This is a genomic window from Ornithinimicrobium pulveris, assembly GCF_050261105.1.
In the GTDB taxonomy this organism is placed as follows: Bacteria; Actinomycetota; Actinomycetes; order Actinomycetales; family Dermatophilaceae; genus Ornithinicoccus.
Genome location: NZ_CP189837.1, coordinates 2,739,911 through 2,758,870 on the forward strand (window position 1 = coordinate 2,739,911; position 18,960 = coordinate 2,758,870).

Annotated in this window: 17 protein-coding genes and 1 pseudogene; 9 read left to right on the top strand and 9 right to left on the bottom strand. The window is 71.0% G+C overall.

The window, feature by feature from the left end; translation table 11 throughout:
* Positions 1 to 33 precede the first annotated feature (33 nt).
* Complete coding sequence (locus tag ACQBAT_RS12855) at positions 34 to 528, bottom strand: FABP family protein (protein ID WP_420747631.1); 495 nt, start codon at positions 526 to 528, stop codon at positions 34 to 36.
* Between the two features lie 66 nt (positions 529 to 594).
* A complete protein-coding gene (locus ACQBAT_RS12860) occupies positions 595 to 1,386 on the bottom strand; it encodes a hypothetical protein (RefSeq protein ID WP_420747630.1) in 792 nt (263 codons plus the stop codon).
* Between the two features lie 40 nt (positions 1,387 to 1,426).
* Here ACQBAT_RS12860 and ACQBAT_RS12865 point away from each other — a divergent pair, with 40 nt between their 5' ends.
* From ACQBAT_RS12865 to ACQBAT_RS12875, 3 genes are read left to right on the top strand one after another with little or no spacing between them, the layout of a single operon-like run.
* Complete coding sequence (locus ACQBAT_RS12865) at positions 1,427 to 2,155, top strand: winged helix-turn-helix transcriptional regulator (RefSeq protein WP_420747629.1); 729 nt, start codon at positions 1,427 to 1,429, stop codon at positions 2,153 to 2,155.
* A 21-nt stretch (positions 2,156 to 2,176) separates the two neighbouring features.
* The gene (gene mshD / locus ACQBAT_RS12870; RefSeq protein WP_420747628.1) at positions 2,177 to 3,133 is read left to right on the top strand and encodes a mycothiol synthase; all 957 of its coding nucleotides are present in this window, start codon (positions 2,177 to 2,179) and stop codon (positions 3,131 to 3,133) included.
* Positions 3,134 to 3,143: 10 nt separating this feature from the next.
* On the top strand, positions 3,144 to 4,085 hold the full coding sequence (locus ACQBAT_RS12875; RefSeq protein ID WP_420747627.1) for an NUDIX hydrolase: 942 nt from the start codon (positions 3,144 to 3,146) through the stop codon (positions 4,083 to 4,085).
* Positions 4,086 to 4,502: 417 nt separating this feature from the next.
* Here the strand turns inward: ACQBAT_RS12875 and ACQBAT_RS12880 are convergent, their stop codons facing one another.
* The 5 genes from ACQBAT_RS12880 to ACQBAT_RS12900 are packed head-to-tail and all read right to left on the bottom strand — an operon-like array spanning position 4,503 to position 10,645.
* Positions 4,503 to 5,141, bottom strand: coding sequence for a hypothetical protein (locus ACQBAT_RS12880; protein WP_420747626.1), 639 nt, complete (start codon positions 5,139 to 5,141; stop codon positions 4,503 to 4,505).
* Positions 5,138 to 7,072, bottom strand: coding sequence for a malto-oligosyltrehalose trehalohydrolase (treZ, locus tag ACQBAT_RS12885; protein WP_420747625.1), 1,935 nt, complete (start codon positions 7,070 to 7,072; stop codon positions 5,138 to 5,140). The genes ACQBAT_RS12880 and treZ overlap by 4 nt, the downstream gene beginning before the upstream one ends.
* Entirely contained in the window at positions 7,069 to 9,558 is a 2,490-nt protein-coding gene (gene treY, locus ACQBAT_RS12890; protein ID WP_420747624.1) for a malto-oligosyltrehalose synthase, read from the bottom strand. Before treY ends, treZ begins: the two co-directional genes overlap by 4 nt.
* Before the next feature lie 42 nt (positions 9,559 to 9,600).
* Complete coding sequence (locus tag ACQBAT_RS12895) at positions 9,601 to 9,819, bottom strand: hypothetical protein (RefSeq protein WP_420747623.1); 219 nt, start codon at positions 9,817 to 9,819, stop codon at positions 9,601 to 9,603.
* Positions 9,820 to 9,829: 10 nt separating this feature from the next.
* Positions 9,830 to 10,645: a hypothetical protein gene (locus ACQBAT_RS12900; RefSeq protein WP_420747622.1), complete on the bottom strand. Its 816-nt coding sequence runs from the start codon at positions 10,643 to 10,645 to the stop codon at positions 9,830 to 9,832.
* Here ACQBAT_RS12900 and ACQBAT_RS12905 point away from each other — a divergent pair.
* Both ACQBAT_RS12905 and ACQBAT_RS12910 read left to right on the top strand, forming a co-directional pair.
* Entirely contained in the window at positions 10,634 to 10,777 is a 144-nt protein-coding gene (locus ACQBAT_RS12905) for a hypothetical protein (RefSeq protein WP_420747621.1), read from the top strand. The genes ACQBAT_RS12900 and ACQBAT_RS12905 overlap by 12 nt on opposite strands.
* A gap of 134 nt (positions 10,778 to 10,911) precedes the next feature.
* On the top strand, positions 10,912 to 12,159 hold the full coding sequence (locus ACQBAT_RS12910) for a mechanosensitive ion channel (protein ID WP_420747620.1): 1,248 nt from the start codon (positions 10,912 to 10,914) through the stop codon (positions 12,157 to 12,159).
* A 216-nt stretch (positions 12,160 to 12,375) separates the two neighbouring features.
* Here the strand turns inward: ACQBAT_RS12910 and ACQBAT_RS12915 are convergent, their stop codons facing one another.
* Positions 12,376 to 12,837, bottom strand: a complete 462-nt coding sequence (locus ACQBAT_RS12915; RefSeq protein WP_427197695.1) for a DUF488 family protein — start codon at positions 12,835 to 12,837, stop codon at positions 12,376 to 12,378.
* Between the two features lie 82 nt (positions 12,838 to 12,919).
* Positions 12,920 to 13,357: pseudogene (locus ACQBAT_RS12920) on the bottom strand (sigma-70 family RNA polymerase sigma factor); the annotation flags it as partial.
* A 138-nt stretch (positions 13,358 to 13,495) separates the two neighbouring features.
* On the opposite strand from ACQBAT_RS12920, the gene metH reads away from it, so the two are divergent.
* From metH to ACQBAT_RS12940, 4 genes are all read left to right on the top strand, one after another.
* Positions 13,496 to 17,209 carry a methionine synthase gene (gene metH, locus ACQBAT_RS12925; protein WP_420747619.1) on the top strand — a complete coding sequence of 1,238 codons (3,714 nt, stop codon included), beginning with the start codon at positions 13,496 to 13,498 and terminating at the stop codon, positions 17,207 to 17,209.
* 96 nt (positions 17,210 to 17,305) lie between these two features.
* Positions 17,306 to 17,533: a hypothetical protein gene (locus ACQBAT_RS12930; RefSeq protein ID WP_420747618.1), complete on the top strand. Its 228-nt coding sequence runs from the start codon at positions 17,306 to 17,308 to the stop codon at positions 17,531 to 17,533.
* Positions 17,534 to 17,646: 113 nt separating this feature from the next.
* The gene (locus ACQBAT_RS12935) at positions 17,647 to 18,423 is read left to right on the top strand and encodes a methylenetetrahydrofolate reductase (RefSeq protein ID WP_420747617.1); all 777 of its coding nucleotides are present in this window, start codon (positions 17,647 to 17,649) and stop codon (positions 18,421 to 18,423) included.
* Positions 18,424 to 18,433: 10 nt separating this feature from the next.
* Complete coding sequence (locus tag ACQBAT_RS12940; RefSeq protein ID WP_420747616.1) at positions 18,434 to 18,877, top strand: VanZ family protein; 444 nt, start codon at positions 18,434 to 18,436, stop codon at positions 18,875 to 18,877.
* Positions 18,878 to 18,960 lie beyond the last annotated feature (83 nt).

Below are 18,960 nucleotides of genomic sequence, written 5' to 3' on the forward strand. Positions count from 1 at the left end.
CAGACCCGCGTCAGGTCTCAGTCCGCTTGCGGCTCACACCCGCTTGAGCTCTGCGGACACATGGGACTGCAGGGCGTGACCGGTGGCAGCCATGTCCATCACCCACATCATGTTGCCGTTGACGTAGCCGTACATCCGGTGGGCCGCGGAGTACTCCTTGGCCTGCGGGCTGCGGATGACGCCGTCGGTCTGCAGCTCGACACGGGCCGGGCTGGTCTTGCCGTAGTACATCTCCACGATGCCGGTCGGGTGCGCCAGCAACAGCTCGACCTCGTCATCGGGCTGGGGCCGCCAGAAGCCGGTCTCGATGGCGGCCGCGCGCTCCTTCTCGCCCTGCTCGTTGAGCAGCCAGGTCCGGGAGGTCCACATCAGGAAGGGCCGCCCATCGTGGGTGACGTCGATCTCCTGCCCGAAGTTGCGGGACTCGATCGAGGGGTAGCCGACCACCCCGGCACCGGCCCAGGATCCGATCATCCAGGCCAGCGGCGCGAGGTCGGGGTGCATGGTGGGATCGATCTCGATAGGCACGCCCCCCATGCTAGGGGAGGTAGATCGCGCGAGGTGGACCCCGCTAGGGCCGCGAGGTGGACCCTGCTAGGGCAGCGCCTCGGGTACGAGCACCAGCGCGACCAGCACCGGCACCACGCCCACGATCAGCACCGAGGCGACCGCGGCCACCAGCCGGGGCCGTGCGTGCGCCATCGTCGGCAGCGGCGCGAGCACCTGACGCATCGCGTGGCTCAACGCCCCGGACGCCACCCCGACGAGCAGCCACGTCGTCCACGGGACGCCGAGGCCCAACGCCACCCCGACCGCCGACGCGCCGCCGGTCACCATGGCCATCGCGGTCAACCAGGGACCGGCCCAGTCCCACCGGTCCAGGATGTCGCCGATCGCCGACGCCCCTGCCGCCGAGAGAGCACCCAGGACCAGCGCCACCCCCTCCGGCGTCCGCGAGGCGGGCAGCAGCAGGACACCGCAGCCGACCAGCCCGAGGGCCAGCACCACGGCGCTCACCGACTGGACCACGCGCGGCCGCCCGTCACGTCGCAGGATCTGATGGACGAAAGCAGCGATCATTGCCAGGGTCAACGCCGCCGGCATCCAGCTCAACCACGGCGGGTCCTCACGCAGCGCCACCGCGCTGACCACCGCCAGCCCGCCGAGCACGATCGTGCCGACGGTGCCGCGCGGGGTCGGCAGGGAGAGCAGTCCGGTCCACCCCCAGGCCAGCAGGACGGAGGCCGCCGCCAGCGAGACCGCCAGCAGCCACGGCGCCGAGAGCACCGCCGCACCCAGGACCACGCACACGACCAGCACCGCGCCGGCCACCTGGGCCGACACGACGGGACGCAGCGGGACGCTGGGAGCGGGCAGGGTCGACATCAGCACCAGTATCCCAGCCGCTGCCCCATATTCTGTGGTGGTGGCAGACCTGGTCCTCCTCACCCCCAGCACCCCGGCCCCGGCCGCGGTGGCCACGGTGCTCCCCGGACTGGCCCTGCTTCCCCACGTCGTCACCGTCAAGGGGCTGGATCCCGCCGCGCTGCTCGCCGCCGACCACGAGCCCGATCTCGTCCTCGTCGATCTGGTCACCGACCTGGTCGCCGGACACGGCGCGTTGAAGACGATGGCCGCGCTCGAGCTCGGCCCCCCGGTCCTCGCGGTCCTCGGCGACAGCGCCCTGGGGCTGGTCGACCACCAGTGGTCCCTCGACGATTTCGTGGTCGCCGGCGCCGGACCGGCCGAGATCTCCGCCCGTCTGCGCCTGCTGCTCAGCCGGCCCCGCACCGAGCCCGGCACGAGCGCGCCCGGGGGGGAATCGACATACCGGGACGATCCGAGCCCGATCCGCGTGGCCGACGTGGTCGTGGACGAGGCGAGCTGGTCGGTCCGGGTGGGTGGGCAGCCGCTGGACCTGACCTTCAAGGAGTTCGAGCTGCTGCGCTATCTGGTGCAGCACCCGGGCCGCGTGGTGACGCGCGACGTGCTGCTGCAGGAGGTCTGGGGGATGGATTACTACGGCGGCACGCGGACCGTGGACGTGCACATCCGGCGGCTGCGCGCCAAGCTCGGCTCGGAGCGCGAATCGCTGATCGGGACCATCCGCGGGGTGGGTTATCGCTTCAGCGGGCCGCGCGGCGGCGACCGCTGAGCCTCGTGCCAGACTGTCCCCATGCCCGGCCCGAACCCCCTCATCGAGGAGCTGCGGACCCTGCCACCACGCGTGTCCGGCGATGTGCTCGCCCTCGCGGTGCGAGCCGCCCAGCACGACGGTGTGAAGCCCCTGTCCGAGCAGACCGTGCTCCAGGCGCGACGCCTTCCCGAGGAGGAGACCTCTCCCACCTCGACCCACCTGGTCGTCCGTCGAGGCGAGGGCGACGGCACGATCGTGGCCTACGGGCACGTCGACGAGGGTGACCCCCAGGCCCCTTCTGCCGAGCTCGTCGTGGATCCCGCCCACCGTCGCCAGGGCATCGGCGGGCACCTGCTCGACCACGTGCTCGAGCGCTGGCCGGGGGTGCGGCTGTGGTCGCACGGTGACCTCCAGGACGCGCGGCGGCTCTACACCTCCCGCGAGCTTGAGGTCGTCCGCGAGCTGTGGCAGATGAGTCGGCCGCTGGAAGGCGAGTGGTCCGAGCTGCCCGACTCGGTCGACCTGCCGGACGAGCTGGCCGTGCGCCCCTTCCGGGTCGGCCAGGACGAGGAGGCATGGCTCGCGGTCAACGCGCGGGCCTTCGCCGACCACCCCGAGCAGGGCCGGATGACACTCACCGATCTGCGCGAGCGCGAGGGCGAGCCGTGGTTCGACCCGCAGGGCTTCCTCGTGGTCGAGGACCGCGCCGAGCGCGACGAGGAGGGGGTCGCCCGGCTGGCGGCCTTCCACTGGACCAAGGTCGAGGACAGCGGTGACGGCGAGGTGTATGTCGTGGGCGTCGACCCCGACTACCAGGGCCGAGGGCTGGGCAAGGCGGCGACGCTGCTGGGTCTGCTCCACCTGCGCGCGCGAGGCGCCGAGACGGCGACGCTATATGTGGACGGCGACAACGCGGCGGCGATCGCGACCTATCACCGGCTCGGTTTCGAGCGGTCGGCGATCGATGTCCAGTATGCCGCGGGGTCGCCCTCGTGATCGGAGTCTCGTGAGCAGGGTGTCGGTGCGGGCGGCCGGGGTGCTGCCCTATCGGGTGCGCAAGGGTCAGCTCGAGGTGGCGATGGTCCACCGGCCGCGCTATGACGACTGGTCCTGGCCCAAGGGCAAGTTGGACCGTGGTGAGGATTGGGCCACGGCTGCGGCGCGCGAGACCGTGGAGGAGACCGGCCTGACGGTGCGGTTGGGGATGCCGCTGCCGGAGGCCCAGTACCGCCTGCGGGGTGGGCAGCTGAAGCGGGTGCGCTATTGGGCGGGTGAGGTGATCGGGGGCAGCGGGGAGCTCGAGCACGAGGTCGACGAGGTCATCTGGCTCTCCCCCGACAAGGCCGGATCGAGGCTGTCCTACGAGCGCGACTGCGAGCAGCTGGGAGCGCTGGTGACGTTGGAGCGGGCCGGCCTGCTGGACACCTGGCCGCTGCTGGTGGTGCGCCACGCGACGGCGCTTCCGCGCGGGAACTGGAAGAAGCCGGATCCGCTGCGACCGCTGGACGATGCTGGCCACCGATGGTCGGCGCACCTCGTGCCGCTGCTGACGGCCTATGCTCCGACCCGGCTGCTGAGCAGTCCGTCGGTGCGGTGCTACGACACGGTGAAGCCGTTCGCCACGGTGTCCGGGGTGGAACTGGTCACCAAGAAGGGACTGTCCGAGGAAGGCTTCGAGGCCGACCCGAGCAAGTTGGACAAGCACCTGGGCCGACTGCTCGATGCCGGTGAGCCGGCTGCGCTGTGCACGCACGGTCCGGTGCTGGAGCCGCTGCTGGCCACGGTGCGTTCGCTGGCCGGCAAGGAGCTGGACAGCGGCTCGCGCAGTCTGCTGACCCGGCTGCGCAAGAAGTCGCTCGACAAGGGAGAGGTGCTGGCGTTGACGATGACCGGCACGGGTGCCGACGCCCGCGTGGTCGCGCTCGAGCGGCACCGCCCGCCGAGCTGAAGTCCTGAGGTCGCCAGGCCCCGACAAGAGTGTGTGCGTGCCGGACCGGGAGCGCCTCTCGGCGCGTGGCCGCTCGTAGCGGCGAATGTTGGAGCCCGGGGCTGCCGCGGCCCGGCACGCACAGAAGCATAACGGCGCCCACCCCGCAGATGTTCCCGAGCGCGATCCCGCGCCACCGCCCGTGCCACATCGGGGCACTCACAGGCGAAACACCGCGATTCCGCGCCACCGCCCGGGCCACATCGGGGCACTCACAGGGGAAACACCGCGATTCCGCGCCACCGCCCGGGCCACATCGGGGCACTCACAGGGGATGGCGTGGCTGGGTCCAGGTGGTTGGAGACGATCCGAGACCTGTTGGAGACGATCCGAGACCTGTTGGTGACGATCCGAGACCTGTTGGAGACGATCCGAGAGCTAGTGCAGGTCCCCCAGGCGCCACAGCCGGGCGCTGGCGGTGAGGTCGTCGGCGGTATCGCGCAGGCGCGCACCCCGCTCGGCCTGCGCCGTCGGGATGTCGTCGACTCCGGGCTCGGCCAGGCCCACCGAGACCACGCGGCAGAAGGCCGCAGCGCGTTCGAGGGCAATCGCCAGATCTCCGGTGAAGACACCGGTCAGGATCTCCTCGGTCAGCGCCCGCAAGGCATCGGGCTCGGGCGGCTCGGCCACGCCGGAGATCGCCCGGTAGACCTCTGCGTGCGCCGCACCCCCAGCGAACAGGCGGGCCACCTCGTCGGGCTGGCGCAACACCCACTCGCGTAGGAGATAGAGCCGCCACAGGGTCCCCGGCAGCGTGCGCGCCGGTCGATCGGCCCACATCTCAGCCACCGTCGCCAACCCCAGTTCCTCGACCAGGGCGACCAGTCGTCCGGTCAGCTCGGGGTCGTTGCGCCCGGTGCGGCCTCGCCCGACCACGAGCTCGGCGGTGCGGTGCGCAGCCTCGGCCACCTCCAGAGGATCAACTCCGCCGGCGACGTCCTCCAGCACCTCGGCCGGCCGCAAGGTCGGCCGGTGGAAGGGGCGCCGCGACGCTCCCGACTGGGCTCCCTCACTCATCGGCCACCACCTTCCTCATCATCGGCCTCGCTACCGGGCTCCTCCGGCCACCCGCTCAGCAGCACGACCGAGTCGACGCCGACGGACACTCGACCGTTCGCCTGGTCCACCTGGCCGAAGTGTGCCACTACCTGGGCCGACGCGGGCGGATCAAGCGTCAGTGATGCAACCGGGCTCACCGCATCGCCAGCCTCTCCGGCCGCGTCTCGGCCCGCCTCGACATCTCCGCGACCTCCCAGCACAGCGACCATCCGCACGTCACCACGCACCACCGTGAGCACCTCTCCCGGTGCGTCGGCAGCCTGGGCGGGGTCACGCCATACGGACCCCTGGGCCAGCGGGGTCGACCGGAGGCCGGGCAGTTCGCGCCGCAGCCGGATGAGGTCGCGGTAGAAGGCATACAGCCGACCGTGGTCGCCCTCGTGGACCTCCTCCCAGCGCAGCGTCGACGCGGTCACCGTCCCCTCGTCCTGCGGGTCCGGCACCTCGCCGGCCCAGCCGTGCTCGGCGAACTCCCGCTGCCGTCCCTCGCGGATCGACTCGGCGAGCCACTCCTCCTCGTGGTCGGTGAAGTACTGCCACGGGGTCGAGGCGCCCCACTCCTCGCCCATGAACAGCATCGGCGTGTAGGGCGCGGTGAGCAGCAGAGCCGCCCCGATCGCCGCCCGTCCGACCGGCATCCCGTGCCCGATCCGGTCGCCCGGCCCCCGATTGCCGATCTGGTCGTGGGTCTGCAGCGAGGCGACGTAGCGCCAGCCCGGGGTGACCTCGGGGTCGACCGGTCGGCCGTGATGGCGACCGCGGAAGGAGGAGTAGCTGCCGTCGTGGAAGAACGGGGTGCGGCCGAGCACCTTGGGCAGGCTGTCGGGATCGTCGGCGAAGTCCCCGTAGTAGGCCTGGGTCTCACCGGTCAGCACCGTGTGCAGCGCGTGGTGGATGTCGTCGGCCCACTGCCCGTGCAGCCCGATCCCGCCGGAGCCACCAGGTCCGCGCGGGGTCACCGTGGCGGGGTCGTTGCGGTCGGACTCGGCGACCAGCGTCCTGGGTATGCCGTCGCTCGCCGCGATCTCGTCCGCGAGGCGCCCGAGGTCCTCGAGGAGGTGGACGGCGCGCTCGTCGTGCAGGGCGTGCACCGCGTCGAGGCGGAGCCCGTCGAGGTGGTAGTCCTGCAGCCACATCCGGGCGTTGTCGAGCAGATAGGCGCGGACCTGGTCGCTGCCGGGGCCGTCGAGGTTGACCGCTTGGCCCCAGGGGGTGTGGTGGCGGTCGGTGAAGTAGGGCGCGACCTGGCCGAGGTAGTTGCCGCTGGGGCCGAGGTGGTTGTAGACGACGTCGAGCCAGACCGCGAGGCCCTTGGCGTGGGCGGCGTCGACCAGGCGGGCGAGCCCGTCGGGGCCGCCATAGGACTCCTGGACCGAGTAGAGCGCGACGCCGTCGTAGCCCCAGCCGTGGCGACCGGGGAAGGAGGCCACCGGCATCACCTCGATGACGGTGATGCCGAGGTCGACGAGGTGGTCGAGATGCTCGATCACGCCGTCAAAGGTGCCGTCGGGGGCGAAGGTGCCGACGTGCAGCTCGTAGACGACGGCGTCCTCGAGGTGGACGCCGCGCCAGGTGTCGTCGCTCCAGGTGAACAGGTCGGTGTCGACGAGGCGGCTGGGTCCGTGGACGCCGTGCGGCTGGCGGCGCGAGCGCGGGTCCGGGACGGGCGTGCCGCCGTCGATGCTGTAGGCGTAGGTGCCGTCGAAGGGCCGCACGTCGATCTCGTCCAGCTCCCACCAGCCAGCCCGGGGATGACCTTCGTCGGCGAAGTGCTCGCCACGACGCAGCGCCCTCCGCTCGGGCTCGGCGACATCGCCGAGCAGGATGTCGACCGAGTCGGCGTCGGGGGCCCAGAGGTCGAAGCGGTGGGCTGTCGGCGTGATCTTCATCGGGGTCCTTCCTGCAGGTCGCGGGCCCGGACGAGCAGGGCGACCGGGCGGTCGGCGAAGACGTCGGTGGCCAGCAGCGCGCCCTGACCGTCTCCGCGATCACCGGCGTAGTGCTCGGCCCCGGTCAGGGCGTCGACCCAGACGTCGGCGGGCAGCTCGACCTGGGTCTCGCCGAGGCCGCCTGCGGCACCGAGCGAGCGAGGTGCCCGGATGGTCAGCGTGGCGGCGACTCCACCGCGCAGGAATCCCAGGAGGTGCGGACCGGCGTCGATCCGCTCGTAGGAGGCGCCGGGACCGTAGGCCTGCGGGAGCCAGCTGCGCAGCCGCAGCACGCGGGAGGTCACCCAGAGCACCTCGTCGTCCAGGTCGGTCGGCCAGCCGGTGGCGTCCAGCCGGGCCAGCCGCGCCACCTGCTCCTCGTAGTCGACGGGGCGGCGGTTGTCGGGGTCGACCAGGGAGAGGTCGACGACACCGGAGCCCTGGTAGGTGTCCGGCACTCCGGGCAGCGTCAGTTGGAGGATCTTCTGGGCCAGGATCAGGGTGCGGATGGTCAACCAGTTGTCGCGGATGGCGGCGCCGATCGCCTCGCTGGTCTCCCCACCCTCGCCGACCATCTCCTCGGCCAGGGCGAAGACGCGGGACTCGTAGTCCTCGTCCGGCTCCACCCAGGTCGAGTGCTCCTTGGCCTCGCGGACGGCCTTGGTCAGGTATTCGCGCAGGCGCTCCTCGCTCACCCGCCCCGCGCCGACGAGCGTCTGCCACAGGAGGTGGGCGGTGGGCAGGTCGACGTCGTGCTCCTGCGCCGCGTCGCGGCCGAACTTGGCCAGCCGCGACCACGCCTCCCAGTCGCCGGCCACCGCCAGGATGCGGGCCCGGACGTCCTCACTGCGCTTGGTGTCGTGGGTGGACAGCGTGGTCAGGCCCAGCGGCCAGTGCTCGGCCTGGTGCTCGGCCCAGGCGTGCAGAAGTTCCTCGCCACCCTCGGGCGTCAGGCCGACCGAGGGGTCCGCGCCGACCTCGTTGAGGGCGACCAGGCGGTGCCAGCGGTAGAAGGCGGTGTCCTCGATGCCCTTGGCCATCACCGGTCCGGTGGTCTGCTGGAAGCGGACACACAGGTCGGCCGCGGCAGCGGGGTCCTGGGGGACGCCCTCCGGGTCCAGCAGCACCTGGCCCAGGGCCCCCAGCTCCGTATGCAGATCCTCCCGGGCCTCCTGCGCGTGGGCCAGGCCGTCGCGCAGCGGGGCAGCCATCGCCTCGTCCTCGGGCGAGGGCGGAGCGCCGGGGCGGACGTAGGCGCGATAGACGTGCACCGAGACGAGGAGCTCGATCAGCGCCTCCCGCAGCCGGTCCTGCTCCAGGTGGGGCAGGGCGCGGGTGGCCAGGCGCAGCAGCCGGTTGACCTCGGGGACGAGCAGCTGTTCGGCGGCCAGTCGCTTGCACCGGTCGATCTCGACGTGCAGGTCGGGCTCGCCGCCGGTCGCCACCCACGCGTTGGTGACGACATCGGTGGTGGTGGGGTCGACCAGGGCGGCGGACAGGGCGGCGTTCGCGTCATACCCCGTGGTGCCCTCGCAGGCCCACAGGTCGGGCAGCCGCTCGCTGCCCTCGAGGATCTTCTCCACCCAGACGGGGGCCCCGGGCCGCAGGTGGGCGCGCAGCATCTCCAGGTAGCCGGTCGGGTCGAACAGGCCATCCGGGTGGTCGATCCGGAAGCCGTCGACCACGCCCCGGTCGTGCAGGTCGAGCAGCTCAGCATGGGTGGCGGAGAAGACGTCCGGCTCCTCGACGCGCACGCCGATCAGGCCATCGACCTCGAAGAAGCGCCGGTAGTTGAGCACCTCCCCGCCCTCCCGCCAGTCGGCCAGCAGCCAGGCCTGGGCATCGAGCAGGGCAGGCAGGTCGTCGGCGAGGTGCTCGGTGCCGGGTCGCAGCGGCAGCACGTGCTCGTAGTAGCGGACCACCGGCTCCCCCGCCGCCGGCCCCTCGTCCTCGCGGCCCCGGTCGACGGTGATCTCCCCGGCCGCCAGCACGTCGGCGAGCGGCTGCCCCAGCACCGGGAGCCCGAAGCGTCCGCCGAGGTGGTCCCAGTCGATGTCGAACCAGTGCGCCCGGGCGGCCGTCGGGCCGTCGCGGAGCACCTCCCACAGCGGGGCGTTGCTCCACAGCGGCGAGACCAGCGCCATGTGGTTGGGCACGATGTCGACGATCACCCCCATCCCCCGCCCGTGGGCCTCCTCGGCGAGGCGCTCCAGGCCGTCGCGGCCGCCCAGCTCGGGGTTGACGGTGCTGTGGTCCAGCACGTCGTAGCCGTGCTCGGAGCCGGGGACCGCCGTCAGGATCGGGGAGAGATAGACGTGGCTGACACCGAGCGCCTCAAGATACGGAAGGACGCGGAGGGCGTCGGCACAGGTGAACCCCGCGTGCAGCTGCAGGCGGTAGGTCGCGGTGAGGGGACGGTCGGCGGGCAGGGCGGCGGCAGCGTTCATGTCAGGCCCATTGTCGCAAAGACCGAGCCCGGGCTCCCGTGCTCAGCCGCGGGAGCCCAGGAACCAGCCGAGGAGGATGGCGACGAGCGCGATCGCCAGGGTCACGGCATACCGGGCCATGCGGCGGGCCCGATGCTGGGTGACCTGCTCCTGGGTGCCTACGGCGACAGCCCCCAGATCGATCCCGCTGGGGGCCCGGAAGACCCGCCGCAGCAGCTCCTCGAGCTGCCGCAGCGTGGTCGGGCGGGGGTGGATGCTCACGGCGGGCTCCCTACTCGGTGCCGTGCTCGGGGTCGAGATAGGCCAGGTTGGCTGCCGTCTGCTCGGCGATCTGGGTGGCGGCCTCGATGGCGCGCTCCTCGGTCGTGGCCTGGACGGTGACGCCCACCAGGTAGTCGCCCTGGCGGACCATCGCTCCGGCCATCTCGATCCCGCCCCACGGCGCGGCGCTGGCGACGAGCAGGTGGTCGGTGTCAGCACGACCCGGCCAGTCCCGCAGCGGCGGGTTGGCATCCGTCCACCGCGCGTCGGTGACGAACTCACCGGTGCGGAAGCTGTCCAGGATCGCCGCGGAGTCGTCCCACGCGGTGATGTTGATCTCCACCGTCTCCTGCTCGAGGGTGTTGGTGCCGTCGTAGTAGGAGAAGTTGGCGCCAGCCAGCGCCTCGATCATGCCGGTGTACCCGTGGTTGGCGACCATGAAGCTCATCAGCGGCATCGTGCGGGGGTACTGGCTCGCCGACTGCGGCGAGCCGAAGACGTCCAGGAAGGCGATGCCGGTCGGCCGGGCGTCGGGGATCTGCCAGGCGTTCGGCAGGTCCGGGTTGTCCGGGCCCCACGTCACCGGGGGCAGTGCGTCCGGATTCTGGAAGGGCGGCGTGTCCGAGACCACCTCGACGGTCTGCGTCACGCTCGCCTGGTCCGGGCGCCCGGTCACGCTCGCCTCGTCCTGCGGGGCCTCGGTGAGGGCAGCGTCGCGGGGGAGCAGGTCAGCCTGGTCAGCTCGGCCGCGGCCACCGCCGCCGACCTCTACCGCATCCTCACCGACGGCGACCTGCTCGCCCCGCAGGACAACGTGCCCCAGCACCAGTGGCTCACCACCGGCGACCCGCAGGCCTTCACCTTCCTGGCGCAGCGCTTCCTGGGGCCCGAGGTCGAGCAGGTGCACCAGGCCTTCGTCGGGCGGCCGGAGGAGGGCCTGGGCGTCCGGGCGGGCTGACTGGGCCGTATGACGAACTGATAACGATCTGTTCATGCAATTGATTTCGGGTGGTTGTGAATCTCCTCTTTTCCCTAGGGTGTGGCGCCGGTGGCCGGTCACGGCTGCTGACGCGAATCTCGAAGGAGAAAGCTATGGATACCTGGCGTAACTACGACTGGGTAGGACTGCTGGAGAAGGTCGGCATCGCCGTCGTGATCCTCATCGTCACGTGGGTGGTCGCCCGGGCCGTCCGGTGGGCGTTCAAGAAGCTCGTCGCCCGGGTCGGCTTCCTGCAGCGGGAGTCACGCGACGGCGAGTCGCTCGGGGAGGCGGTGGGGCAGATCGCCTCGCTGCTGGTGTGGCTCTTCGGCCTCATCGCTGTCCTGCAGGTCTTCGCCCTCGACCGGGTCCTGGCCCCGATCCAGGGGATGCTGGAGTCGCTGCTCTCCTACGTGCCGAACATCATCGGCGCCGCGTTCGTCTTCTTCATCGGCTTCGTCATCGCCAAGATCGCCCGGCAGATCACGCAGACCGCGTTGGACTCGGCCGGGCTGGACCGGGCGGTCGCCCGGCTCAACGACCGGGCCGCCGCCGAGGGCCTCACCGACCCCGCGGATCCCGTGGACTCCGGGGACGCCGATGGAGCCCGGACCTCGACCACCCCCTCCGGCAGCACGACCAGCCTGTCCTCGATCGCGGCCAACCTGCTCTTCGCCGTCATCCTCATCGTGGTGGCCATCGCCGCCCTGCAGATCCTCGGGATCTCGGCCATCTCCGACCCGGCCGAGAGCATGCTGCAGATGATCCTGGATTCGATCCCGCGGATCATCGCCGCGGCGCTGCTGCTCGGGCTGGGCTACATCATCGCCCGCTACGTCGGCCAGCTGCTGGAGTCGACCCTGCGCGGGCTCGGTGCTGACCGCACCATCGCGGGTCTGGGCATCGTGCCCGAGGGCCGCAGCGCCTCGGCGATCATCGCGACGATCGCCCGCGTGGGCATCCTGCTCTTCTTCGCCGTCATGGCGGCGCAGATGCTGAACTTCCCCGCGATCACCGACATCCTGGCGGAGATCCTCAGCCTGGGTGGCCGGGTGCTCTTCGGCGGCGCCATCATCGCGGCCGGCGTCCTCATCGCCGGTCTGCTGCGGCGCACCATCGGCCACGGCACCGCGAGCAACGTCATCTACTGGGCCACCACCGCGCTGTTCGTCGCGATGGGCCTGAAGTACATGGGGATCGCCGACTCGATCATCAACCTCGCCTTCGGCGCGGTCGTGGTCGGCGGTGCGCTCGCCGCGGCCCTGGCCTACGGCCTCGGCGGCCGTGACGCGGCCGCCCGCTCCCTGGCCAAGATGGAGCCGAAGGTGGAGGACGGCGACCGACCGACCCCGCAGGTCTGACCCTCCGGTCTGACCGCCCTCACCCCCCCGAGGCACCCCTGGACCGCCCGGTCCGGGGGTGCCTCGTGCCTCGCGCTCGGTCTGTCCGGCCCGCACCGTGACAGACAAGATGTTGTCCCATGGACAAGGCTCTCGCTGCCGTCCATGGGACAACATCTTGTCTGTGGCAGGTTCGGCGAGCTGCTCGACCGTGAAGCGGAGCCCGATGCGGTCCCCTCAGTCGCCGTCCCAGACCAGCACCCCGTCCTGACCGACTCGCGCACCGTCGCTGACGGGGTGCTCGGTCAGCCGGCCGTCGTGCATGAGGTGTCGCACCGGGACGTCATGCAGCAGCGTCACGACGTCCGCGACGATGCGTCGGTGGCAGCGCCACCACACCGCCTCGCTGCACATGATCACGGTGCACTGGCGCTCGGCGTCGGCCAGCAGGTCCCGTATGGCGTCGGCAAACACCGGGGTGCGGGTGCCGGCCGCGTAGGCGCGGAACTGCGCGACCCGCCACCAGGGATCCGGGCTCTCCGCGTCTTCCTCCTTGGTGAGCCGCTTCCGACCGCCGAGGCGCTCCTCCCAGCGATAGCCGATGCCGCGCCCCGGCAGCCACTGTTCCAGAGCCTCGCGACGGGCGTCCGGGTTGTGCCTGCTGCCGGGGAAGCGGCGCACGTCCACCAGCTGCTCCACGCCGGCACCGAGGAGCAGGTCGCCGAGTGGCCCACGGTCGGGCTGAGTGGGCCGCGCTGCGGACCGCCTGCTCGGTGCATCCGAGTGCGTGGGCGATCTCGCGGTCGGCCAGGTCGTCGTAGTAGCGCAGCGCGATCACGGCGCGCTGCCGGTCGGGCAGGGCCCGCACCATCGACAGGACCGCCGCGCGGTCCACGACGTCCTGATCGGACGCGGCCGAGGGTGGGGCGGACCAGTCTGCGGTGACCGTCTCGTGGGAGATCACCTCGCTGGCCGAGCGACGTCGCTTGCTCGACATCAGCGTGTTCACCATGGTCCGGCGGACGTAGGCGTCGATGTTGTCGGCCTCGCTGAACCGGGACCACTTGGTGATGACGATCGCCAGGGTGTCCTGGACGAGGTCCTCGGCATCGGCCTTGCGTCCGGTCATCGCGTAGGCCAACCCCACCAACCGCGGCATCGCCGCTTCGACGTAGGCCTCGGCCTCCGTCTGCTGTGCCGACCGGCCAAACAGCCTCATGTCGGGATCCTCCTGCTCATGCGGTCAGGACGCGGTGGAAGCGCCCCGACGTTGCCTGTGACCTGCGTCACAGGCGCAGGACCTGCGGCACGAGGCGCGTGAGGCCGTCCGGGACCGCAGGACCTACGCTGGGTCACCATGACCTTCTCCCGCCCCGACCTGCGCGCCCTCGCGCGCGAGCGCATCCTCATCCTCGATGGAGGCTACGGGTCGATGCTGCAGCAGGTCGAGCTGGTCGAGGAGGACTTCCACGGGGAGGGCGAGGGCTGGGCCCAGCTGGCCGACCGCTCGCTGAAAGGCAACTTCGACCTGCTCGGGATCACCCGGCCGGACGTGATCGGTCAGGTGCACCGCGCCTATCTCGAGGCCGGGGCGGACATCCTGACCACCAACTCCTTCTCGGCCACCTCGATCGCCCAGGCCGACTACGCCGCCGAGCACCTGGTCCGCGAGATCAACCTGGCGGCCGCCCGGGTCGCCCGTCAGGTCGCCGACGAGGTCGAGCAGGAGACTGGCCGGCCCCGCTACGTCGCCGGCTCGCTGGGCCCGACCAATCGCACCGCCTCCCTGTCCCCCGACGTGGAGCGGCCAGAGCTGCGCACCGTCACCTACGACCAGCTGCGCGCGGCCTATGCCGAGCAGGCGCAGGCCCTCCTCGACGGCGGGGCCGACCTGCTCCTGGTCGAGACGGTCTTCGACACCCTCAACGCCAAGGCGGCGCTGCACGCGATCGCCGACGTCCAGCAGGCCCGCTCCGAGTCAGGTATGCCGCCGCTGCCCGTCATGCTGTCCGGCACCATCACCGACGCCTCGGGTCGGACCCTGTCCGGTCAGACGCCGGAGGCCTTCGCCGTCTCGGCCGAGCATGTGGACCTGCTCTCGATCGGGCTCAACTGCGCGCTCGGCGCGGAGGCGATGCGGCCCTACCTGCGGGAGCTGGGCACCGCCGCCCCGCGTGCGCTGACCTCGGTGCACCCCAACGCCGGGCTGCCCAACGCCTTCGGCGGCTATGACGACACCCCGGAGGAGATGGCCGAGGTCCTGGGCTCGATGGCCGCCGAGGGGCTGATCAACATCGTCGGCGGCTGCTGCGGCACCACCCCCGACCACATCCGCGCGATCGCCGAGGCCGTGGGGCGGGCCGATCCCCGGGAGCTGTCGACGGGCTCGCCCTACCTGCGCACCTCGGGGCTGGAGGCGTTCACGCTCACGCGGGAGGTGAACTTCGTCAATGTCGGCGAGCGGACCAATATCACCGGCAGCCCGAAGTTCGCCCGGCACGTCCGCGAGGGTGACTGGGACGCAGCCATCGCGGTGGCCCGCCAGCAGGTGGAGGCCGGCGCCCAACTGATCGATGTCAACGTCGATGAGGGCATGCTCGACGGCCCGGCGACGATGACCCATTTCCTCAACCTGCTCGCCGGTGAGCCGGACGTCGCCCGCGTGCCGGTGATGGTGGACTCCTCGCGGTGGGAGGTCCTCGAGGCTGGGCTGCGCTGCCTGCAGGGCAAGGGCGTGGTCAACTCGCTCTCGCTCAAGGACGGTGAGGAGGAGTTCCTGCGGCGGGCCGCCACGGTGCGGCGCTACGGGGCCGCCGTGGTGGTGATGGCCTTCGACGAGACCGGTCAGGCCGACAGCTACGAGCGTCGGATCGAGGTCTGCGAGCGCGCCTTCCGGCTGCTCACCCAGGCCAGTGCGGCCCTCCCTGACCCGTTCCCGGCGCAGGACATCATCTTCGACCCCAACGTGCTGACCGTGGCCACCGGGATGAGCGAGCACGACCGCTACGCGCTGGACTTCATCGAGGCCACCCGCTGGATCAAGGAAAACCTGCCGGGAGCCCTGGTCTCCGGTGGCATCTCCAACGTCTCCTTCTCCTTCCGCGGCAACAACACGGTGCGCGAGGCGATGCACGCCGTCTTCCTCTTCCACGCCATCGAAGCCGGTCTGGACATGGGGATCGTCAACGCCGGGATGCTCGGGGTCTACGAGGAGATCGAGCCCGAGCTGCGGCATACGGTCGAGGACGTGGTGCTCGCCCGGCGACCGGACGCGACCGAGCGGTTGATCGAGCTGGCCGAGCGGATCAAGGCGCAGGCCGAGGCGGAGGCCGGTGGCGCGGAAGGTGCGTCCGCGGCCGCGAAGGCCAAGCTGGCCTGGCGCGAGGAGTCGGTGACCGAGCGGCTGCGGCACGCGCTGGTCCATGGGATCGACACCTATGTGGTCGAGGACGCCGAGGAGGCCTACCAGGAACTCGGGTCGCCGCTGCAGGTGATCGAGGGGCCGCTGATGGCCGGGATGGACGTGGTCGGCGACCTGTTCGGGGCCGGCAAGATGTTTCTGCCGCAGGTGGTGAAGTCGGCGCGGGTGATGAAGAAGGCGGTCGCCCACCTGACCCCCTATCTGGAGGCGCAGAAGGCGGCCGACGGGCTGTCCGCGCAGAAGGGTCGCGTGCTGATGGCGACCGTCAAGGGCGACGTGCACGACATCGGCAAGAACATCGTCGGCGTGGTGCTGGGCTGCAATGGCTATGAGGTGACCGACCTGGGCGTGATGGTCCCGGCCGAGAAGCTGCTCGCTGCCGCCGAGGAGATCGATGCCGACGTGATCGGGGTCTCCGGGCTGATCACCCCGAGCCTGGACGAGATGGTCTCGCTGGCCACCGAGATGCAGCGTCGAGGGCTGAGCACTCCCCTGCTGATCGGTGGAGCCACGACCTCTGCGGCGCACACCGCGGTGAAGATCGACCCGGCCTACGAGGGCACGGTGGTGCACGTCGTCGATGCCTCCCGGGCCGTCGGCGTGGTCGCCGATGCGATCAACCACGAGGAGAAGTTGCGCGACCGGATCGCCGGGACCTACGCCGAGCTGCGCGAGCGGCACAGCGGCAAGGAGGTCACGCTGGTGCCGCTGGACCAGGCGCGGGCAGATGGCCGGGCCGTGGACGAGCCGGTGGGCGTGGCGCCCGAGCTGCTCGGGACCACGGTGCTGGAGCCGACCCTTGCCGAGCTGGTCGAGGTCGTGGACTGGACGCCCTTCTTCACCGCCTGGGAGCTGCGCGGGTCCTACCCGCGCATCCTGGAGGACCCCAAGGTCGGCGAGCAGGCCCGCAGCACCTGGGAGGACGGCCAGCGCTGGTTGCGACGCATCCTCGATGAGGACCTGCTGCGGGCACGCGGGGTCGTCGGCCTGTGGCCGGCCGCCCGAGCCGGGGACGACATCGTCCTGGACGTCGACGGGGAGGGTGTCACACTCCATACGCTCAGGCAGCAGCGCAAGCGGGGGCAGGGCGGGTATGCCGCGCTCGCCGACTTCGTCGCACCACCCGGACCGGACGGTGAGTCCGTGGACCACGTGGGAGCGTTCGCGGTGTCGATCCACGGCGCCGAGGACCTGGCGCGGGAGCTGCGCGAGGAGCAGGACGACTACGGCGCGATCATGGTCCAGGTGCTCGCCGACCGGCTGGCCGAGGCCTTCGCGGAGTGGCTGCACCGGGAGGTACGGACGAGGTTCTGGGGCTACGCGCCGCAGGAGGACCTCGCGATCGAAGACCTGATCAAGGAACGCTACGACGGGATCCGGCCGGCGCCGGGCTATCCCGCCCAGCCTGACCACACCGAGAAGTTCACGCTCTGGACCCTGCTGGACGCCGAGGCGGCGGCTGGCATGCGGTTGACCGAGCATGGTGCGATGACGCCGAACAGCGCGGTGTCCGGCCTGCTGATCGGTCATCCCGCCGCTCGGTATTTCTCGGTCGGCCGGATCGATCACGATCAGGTGGAGGACTACGCGGCGCGCAAGGGGTGGACCGTCGAGGAGGCCGAGCGGTGGTTGGGGCCGTTGCTGCGCTGAGCGTCGGGGTGCGCGCGATGAGGCTTGGGTGAGGCTTGTCCACAGGCGGCGATTCGGGCCTCGGCGTGTCGTCCTGCTCGCGGGTACGGTGAGGCGATGACAGCCACGGACCTCGAGCGCAAGGTGCGCCAGCTGGACAACGACGTGTCGGCGATCTACACCATGATCTTCGATGTCCAGGGCACGCAGAAGCGGCACACCAACCGGTTCGATGAGTTGCAGTCCGACATCGTGGCTCTGGGCCAGCGCGCAGCGGGGCTCGAAGGGCGGATGGAGGGGCTCGAGGTCAAGCTCGACCAGGTGCTGGAGTTGCTGCGGCGCTGAGCTTACCCCGCTCGTCCTGATTGCCTCCTTCGGCACGCAGTGAGGGCCACGCATTGTCCGCCCTGGACCACCAGAGTGACTGCAGCGTGAACCCTCTTGGCAGACTTGCCCCGATGGCCACCACCCAGACCCGCATCTCCGTCGAACTCGTGCCCCGCAGCGAGGAGTCGCTGCGCGCCGAGATGGCCGAGGTCGCTCAGCGCCTGCCGGGGGTCGACACGATCAACGTGCCAGACCTGCTGAAGTTCGACGTGCGCTCGTGGGAGGCGACCCGCATCTGCGGTGCGGCGGCCACGCGGGGTGATGGAACGGCATACCGGAGGATCCCGCACCTGCGGGCCGCAGACGTCGACCCCGACGCACCACTCACGATGGGCCAGGACCTGCTCGAGCAAGGCGTCTCGGAGGTGCTGATCGTGTCCGGTGACGATGCGGACTACTTCACCCACCACACCTACCCGGTGGACGCGGTCGATGTGATCCGGCGCTTCCGGGTTGAGCTGCCCGAGCTGACTGTCTATGCCGCACTCGACCCCTATCGGCAGGGCATCGCCCAGGAGTTGCGCTATCTGGAGCGCAAGTTGGCCGCCGGCGCTGCCGGGATCTTCACCCAGCCCTTCTTCGACACCGCGCTGATGCAGGCCTGGCGGGGCGTGCTGCCGGACGACCTGCCCATCTGGTGGGGGGCGACGACGGTGACCAGCAAGGGGGCGATCGGCTACTGGCGCCGACGCAACCTGGTCGCCTTCCCGACCGACTTCACCCCGACGATGGACTGGCAGCGAGCGTTCGCTCGGCGGGCGATCGACTTCGCCCGTGAGCACGGTGACAATCTGTACCTGATGCCGGTGCGAGCCTCGGTGGTCGACTATCTCGACGGCGTGGTCTGAGAGGCGGGTCATGCGACGCGGGATCGGGTTCGCCGCGCTCGTGCTCTATCTGGTCGGGATGGCGGTCGCGGTCGGCTGGCCGGACGGCTGGGAGGTCAACCGGCTGATCGTGCGGATCCACTTCTGGGTGGCGGGGCTAGGAGTGCCGATGCCTTTCGGTCCCGATGGGACGGCCGTGGCGCTCAACGTCCTGGCCTGCATCCCCCCTGTCGCGCTGGCCGTGGTGCTCTTCCGCCGGACGCCCTGGTGGGCCTGGGTGCTGGCAGGCATCCTGCTCAGCGCCGCGGTCGAGGTCACCCAGACCCTGGCACCCGTTGGACGCAATGGCACCGTCTGGGATGTCGTGGCCAATGGCACGGGCGCCCTCATCGGCGGCCTGCTCGGTCTGGCGTGGCGCACGCGGACTGCGCGCGATTCCGGTGCAGCCCCCACGCCCCCTCCTGCGGGACGTTAGATCGCCCCACCAGGTGGGGCAAGCTCAATCCGCCCCACGTGGCGGGGCAATCTCAATCCGCCCCACCAGGTGGGGCAAACTCA